Annotated in this window: 5 protein-coding genes; 3 read left to right on the top strand and 2 right to left on the bottom strand. The window is 37.1% G+C overall.

The window, feature by feature from the left end; genetic code table 11:
- Positions 1–62 precede the first annotated feature (62 nt).
- The 3 genes from BZG02_RS20200 to BZG02_RS20185 all read left to right on the top strand — a co-directional run bounded on the left by BZG02_RS20200 (position 63) and on the right by BZG02_RS20185 (position 4,093).
- On the top strand, positions 63–1,508 hold the full coding sequence (locus BZG02_RS20200; RefSeq protein ID WP_101263562.1) for a MutS-related protein: 1,446 nt from the start codon (positions 63–65) through the stop codon (positions 1,506–1,508).
- 908 nt (positions 1,509–2,416) lie between these two features.
- The gene (gene dinD / locus BZG02_RS20190; RefSeq protein WP_101263560.1) at positions 2,417–3,253 is read left to right on the top strand and encodes a DNA damage-inducible protein D; all 837 of its coding nucleotides are present in this window, start codon (positions 2,417–2,419) and stop codon (positions 3,251–3,253) included.
- A gap of 240 nt (positions 3,254–3,493) precedes the next feature.
- Complete coding sequence (locus tag BZG02_RS20185) at positions 3,494–4,093, top strand: transposase (RefSeq protein WP_218972313.1); 600 nt, start codon at positions 3,494–3,496, stop codon at positions 4,091–4,093.
- An 81-nt stretch (positions 4,094–4,174) separates the two neighbouring features.
- Here BZG02_RS20185 and ilvA read toward each other — a convergent pair whose 3' ends face one another.
- Together ilvA and leuB are read right to left on the bottom strand one after the other, a co-directional pair.
- On the bottom strand, positions 4,175–5,434 hold the full coding sequence (gene ilvA, locus BZG02_RS20180; protein WP_101263559.1) for a threonine ammonia-lyase: 1,260 nt from the start codon (positions 5,432–5,434) through the stop codon (positions 4,175–4,177).
- A 96-nt stretch (positions 5,435–5,530) separates the two neighbouring features.
- Positions 5,531–6,601 carry a 3-isopropylmalate dehydrogenase gene (gene leuB / locus BZG02_RS20175; protein ID WP_101263558.1) on the bottom strand — a complete coding sequence of 357 codons (1,071 nt, stop codon included), beginning with the start codon at positions 6,599–6,601 and terminating at the stop codon, positions 5,531–5,533.
- Positions 6,602–6,603: the final 2 nt, after the last annotated feature.

The raw sequence follows: 6,603 nt of genomic DNA, 5'->3' as shown, positions 1-6,603 counted from the left end.
TATCAATGGCAACTAGGTTTTTACTAACATAACGCATAGATTTGTATAACAAGAGCCGTGTGATGGGAGACTATCAAGCACGGTTCTGTGAGAGGCTTAGGGTGAGACTCCCTTTGCCTACTCGACCATCAGCCGTTACAGGCAATACAAAGACAAGAAAATATACATCAAATGACTCCATGAAATTCGAACTTGACCAACAAACTATAAAAGACCTAGAAATATTTGGAGGAGGAAAATCCACTAAATCTATTTTCAATTTCTATGACTGTACAAATACGATTGGCGGTCGAGACTTCTTAATGAGGATAATGGGCAATCCTACAACCGATTTACAAGAACTTATAAACAGAAAAAGTTCAATTAAATTTTTCTCAGATTATAAGATAGACTTAGTTTTTAATGAAAGCCAATTCGATTTTATAAATTGTTACTGTAAACTGAATATATCCCCTTTAAAAGACAATGTTTTAGATGCTTTTTTCCAAGATTTATCATATAAGTTAAAACCAAACAATGATTACTATATCATTCAAACAGGCATTTTACAACTCAAACACTTGTTCTTTTATTTGAAAGAATTTGTAAATGACATTCAGCAATTTGATATTCCAACTAAATTAAAAGATGATTTTACTTTCATATCGGGATTTATTGATAAAAAAGACTTTGATATTCTTGCGGAAATTAAAAACAAAATAAAAAACAGACATTTAAACCGATTAGATTATCTATTTAGGGATAAATATAAAAACGAATTGCTGAATTTGATTAAAGTTCTTTACAAACTTGATGCTTATAATTCTGTAGGAAAAACTGCTAATAATAAGAATCTATCATATCCAGAATATGTTGAAACTTCTGTGCCGACTTTGACAATTAAGAACCTATATCACCCACTTCTTGATAATGCCGTTCCGTATAGTTTTAATTTCACGGAAGATAATAATCTTTGCTTTTTAACAGGTCCAAATATGGCTGGAAAATCTACATTTCTTAAGTCTCTAGGTTTATCTGTTTATATTTCACACCTTGGATTTCCTGTAACAGCTTCAAGTTTGACAACTACGGTATATAATGGAATAATTACAACCATTAATTTGTCTGACAATATGGATAAAGGATATAGTCACTTCTATAGTGAAGTAACTAGAGTTAAGGAGACTGCATTAAAAATAAAAGATAAGAAAAGATTGTTTGTGATTTTTGATGAGCTATTCAGAGGAACGAACGTAAAAGACGCATTTGATGCTTCTCTTATTATAATTAAGGCATTTGCTAAAATTAAAAACTCTAGTTTTTGCATTTCGACTCATATTACAGAAGTTGCTAAAGAAATTGACAAGATCGATTCTGTAGCTTTTAATTACTTCGATTCAAAACTTGTTAAAAATGTTCCACTTTATGAATATTTACTCAAAGAAGGCGTTTCTCATGAGCGATTGGGAATGTATATTGTGAAGAATGAAAAAATAGTGGAAATTCTGGATTCGATTAATGAAAATTAAAAAAGTAAAGCCTGTAATCGAATAGCCCGCCCCGCTAGTAATCACTAGCAGGGAGAGGCTTTCACACCACTGTACGTACGGGTCTCGTATACAGCGGTTCGTTAAGTTGTGGGGAATAAAGAATCACGTCTAACAGGCGTGATTTGTTTGTAAATGTCGAGCATCGATTCATAACCTCGCTTCTTCAACCTTTCAAGTGTAATGGTCGTTCTCAAAATTGGACTCTGAGCAATGACTCGTAAAATCATTTTATAGTAAAGTATTCGAGAGGGCGTCGCCGTAGCCCAACCACTTTGCTCCCAAATTTCGGGACTAATGCTTCTGAGAGTCAACCTAGTGCATAAGGGACTTACACCCTCTGGACTTTCTTTCATATGATTATTATTTGTTTTTTAGTTGCCATATGGAACTTACCATGTTAGGATAATCATTTCCCTGTGTGTCAAAACACCTTTGTCATGGACGTTTCATATGATTATTATTTTATATTTTTGCCATATGGAACTTACCATATAATCATCTCCCTGTGTGTATAAAGCTTTATATATGGACGTTTCATAATATTTAACTACATAAAAGAACTTTTACTAAATTTACCATTCAAGGCACACACAATCTAGCATATGTAATGTGCCAGTTTGGCTGTCACACGAACAGCAGAGGTTTCTAGCAGCTTCGCTAAATCAGAGATTTGACAGAGTCTGAATTTGAAAGTTACTCTGAAAATCTCTGATTTGGCTCTGTGACATTTAGAAAGATTATTGATTTCTAATGGCACACTACACATCTAGTTCACCGTTGTGTGGCATTAAAGCACAGAAACTTAGAGATTTTATCTGGTTCCGAAATTTTGCTAAATTTGGTGTTGATAAAAATTAGAACGAAATAATCTAAATCGCATAGAGAACATGGAAACATCTATAATATATAGTTTGACTGAAAATTTTGAATCATATGCACATCAGACTCCTGATGGTGTAGAGTTTTGGATGGCAAGAGATTTACAACATTTATTATCTTACGCAAAATGGGATAATTTCCAGAGTGTTATTTCTAAAGCAAAAACAGCTTGCGAACTTTCAGGGGAAGAGATACTTGATCATTTTGCTGACGTCGGGAAAACGATACAAATGCCAAAGGGTGCAGAAAAAGAAATTCCAGACATAATGTTAACACGTTATGCCTGTTATTTAGCAGCTCAGAACGGAGATCCAAGAAAGGAAGAAATTGCTTTTGCACAACGGTATTTCGCTGTACAAACAAGAAAAGCAGAACTCATAGAAAAAAAGATTCTTGAGCATGAAAGGGTTCAAGCGAGAGAGAAATTAAAGGCTACGGAAAAAGAATTATCACAAGTAATATTTGAACAGACTGGAGGAAATCAGAATTTTTCACTTATACGAAGTAAGGGAGACGCTGCTTTATTTGGTAAGACAACTCAGCAAATGAAAGATAAATGGGGTATTACAAATAAGCCATTGGCAGACTTTATGCCAACAATACTCTTAAAAGCAAAAGATTTTGCAACAGAGATTACTATTTTCAATGCTAAAGGAAATAATATGAAAACTGAAAGCCAAATTTCTAAAGAGCATATTACTAACAATAAATCTGTACGAGATACTTTAATATCACGTGGTATTAAACCTGAAAATCTATCACCAGAAGAAGATGTTAGCAAAATAGATAGGCGTTTAAAAAGTGACGAAAAGAAAAGCTTGAAAAATCCGAAAAAATTGAAATAACGCCACACAGTCGAGTAAGCCAGGATAATCTCACCCCTAACTTCTCACAGAACCCGATTCTTCGCAAGAAATAAAAGACATTGCATGCAATATCCTTAAAAAAGAAGAAGAAAACCTTGCAAACGCCCCACATCTAAATTAATACGTAATATGGCTAAGGATGCTGTTTTTAAAAAATGAAGAATAACCGTAAGGATCTTGCATGCAAGATCCATACAAGCATGCAATGTCCATACAAGCATGCAAGATCCATACAAGCATGCAATGTCCCTACCATACATCAAAAAAAAAGAAGAAAACCTAACCAAACAAAGATCGATGCATCCCAATCGTAAAATTATCCGAAAAAGAAACTACGATTACACCAGTACAGGTTGGTATTTTGTGACCATCTGCACAAAAAACAGAGAATATTTCTTCGGCGAAATTAGGAATAAGGAAATGCAATTGTCTGCAATCGGGAAGCAGGCACAGCTCTTTTGGCTGGAGATCCCTCAACATTTTCCGAATGTTGAATTGGGCGAATACGTAATTATGCCAGATCATATCCACGGAATAATAGGAATCGTAAACAGTAAGGGCGTTGCATGCAAGATCCCTACGAGCAACGTCCCTACGGATATATCAAATAAAAACGAATACATGGCTTCCATATCACCAAAATCGGGAAGCTTATCCGCCATAATCAGATCCTACAAATCTGCACTAACACGATGGTGCGGATTAAATGATTCCAAGTCTTTTAGCTGGTTATCCCGTTTCCATGAAAGAATAATTAGAAATCAGGAAGAATATAACAGAATTGAGGAATACATTCGTTCCAATCCGGAAAAATGGTAAATGAAATACTAATTGTGCTTCCATAAAAGCCGTTGCATGCAACGGCCCTACGGATACATCAAAACATGCATGCAACGGCACTTATACTATGAACTGAAACAAATCCGTTTTATCGTTCAGGTATTCAAAAATAAAATTGCGCTCGGTCATTCGGTCTTGCAGGCGTTGTAAATCGGAAGGGTTTTGTACCTCGATACCAATTACTGCCGGGCCTTTTTCCCTGCTGCTCTTTTTGTAATATTCAAAATGGGTAATATCGTCGCCAGTGCTAAGCACATCGTTTACAAATTCTTTTAGCGCTCCCGAACGTTGTGGGAAACGAACCATAAAATAGTGTTTTAAACCTTCGTACAGCAAGCTTCTTTCCTTGATTTCTTCCATGCGGGTAATGTCGTTGTTACTGCCACTTAACACACAAACTACTTTCTTCCCTTTAATTTCTTTGGCCATTAATTGCAAGGCCGCAATAGACAATGCTCCTGCTGGCTCAGCCACAATTGCATCCTCATTGTACATTTGCAGAATGGTAGAGCAAATTAAACCTTCGGGAACCACCACAATACCATCCAAAACCTTTTCGCAGATTTTCCAGGTAAGATCTCCCACTTTACGCACGGCAGCACCATCTACAAAGCGATCGATGGTCTCCAGAGTTACATTCTCGCCTTTTTCAAAGGCCATCTTCATGGAAGGAGCACCTTCGGGTTCAACACCAATAATTTTTGTATTCGGACTAAATTCTTTGATCCATGCACCAACACCAGAAGCCAAACCTCCGCCACCAATTGGCAAAAACAGATAATCAATTTGCTCATTTAACTGTTGCAAAATTTCTAAGCCAATAGTTCCCTGTCCTTCAATAATTTTAGGATCATCGAAAGGGTGAATAATGGTTTGTCCCAAAGCCAAAGCATCGGTATTTGCTCTTGCTGCCGCATCATCGAAAGTATCGCCGGTAAGAATTACTTCCACCTGATCGCCACCAAACATTTTTACCTGTTTAATTTTCTGACTGGGAGTTGTTTCGGGCATGTAGATTTTCCCGAAGCATTTTAGTTTATTGCAGGAGTATGCCACACCCTGAGCGTGGTTTCCCGCACTGGCACACACAATTCCTTTGTCTAAGACCTCTTTCGAAAGACTGGAAATTTTATTGTATGCTCCGCGGATTTTATAGGAACGAACCTGTTGCAGATCTTCCCTTTTCAGATAAATATTTGCTTCGTTTTTTGATGATAGATTTAAGTTTTTGAGTAAAGGAGTTTCCAACACAACCTCCTGAACCCGCCTGTTTGCCTTAACAATATCCGCCATTAGCGGATAATAAATTTCTTCTGACATTTCGTCCCCCTTTTTTTGTTAAAATAAATAAGCCTGAAAGTAACCAATTCCTTCAGGCTTATTCTCACTTTGCTTGTGTATTAATATCGAGTATTCTTAAGCATTTTGAATGTAATTTTCCAGCCAATCTCCCACTTCACTTGTTGAGTAAGCCTTTTTACCATCGGCAATATCTTCGGTTACTACTCCGGCTTCCAATGATTTATCAACTGCTTCACGAATTAAAGCGCCTTCTTTCATCAAGCCAAATGCGTATTCGAACATCATGGCAGCAGAAAGAACCGTAGCACACGGATTGGCAATATTTTTACCTGCAGCCTGAGGATAAGAACCATGAATTGGCTCAAATACAGAAGTGTGAACGCCAATAGATGCAGATGGCAGCATTCCCATAGATCCGGAAATTACACTCGCCTCATCGGTAAGGATATCCCCAAACATATTTTCGGTAACCATTACATCAAAACGTTTTGGCCAGGTAATTAACTGCATGGCAGCATTATCTACAAACATATATTCTACTTCAATATCTGGAAATTCCGGCTCTATTCGCTGCGAAACTTCTCTCCACAATCTTGAGGTAGCCAATACATTTGCTTTATCAACAATAGTCAGTTTTTTGCGGCGTTTTCCTGCATATTCAAAACCCAAACGAACAATACGTTCAATTTCATCTGCAGAGTAAACGCAAGTATCGTAAGCAGTTTGTCCATCTTCGGTTCGTCCTTGCGGGCGACCAAAATAAATCCCCCCGGTAAGTTCGCGGATGCACATAAAATCGGCACCGTCCACCAATTCGGTTTTCAATGGAGATTTGTGAATTAGCGATTTAAAAGTATTTACCGGACGAAGATTTGCATACAAACCCAGTTTTTTACGCATGGCTAGTAAACCTTGTTCAGGACGTACCTTTGCACTTGGATCGTTATCGAATCGAGGATGTCCAATGGCTCCAAATAAAACCGCATCCGAATTCATACACAATTCGTGCGTTTCATCAGGGTAAGGATTGCCTACTTCATCAATTGCAACAGCACCTACCAAAGCTTCGGTGTACTCCAATTCGTGTCCAAACTTTGCAACAATTGCATCAGTAACTTTTCTTGCTTGCGCAACGATTTCCGGACCAATTCCGTCTCCGGCCAATACTGCTATTTTATACTTCATTT

The sequence above is a fragment of the Labilibaculum filiforme genome (genome assembly GCF_002843315.1).
In the GTDB taxonomy this organism is placed as follows: domain Bacteria; phylum Bacteroidota; class Bacteroidia; order Bacteroidales; family Marinifilaceae; genus Labilibaculum; species Labilibaculum filiforme.
This window is presented reverse-complemented; position numbering and strand designations above follow the sequence as displayed.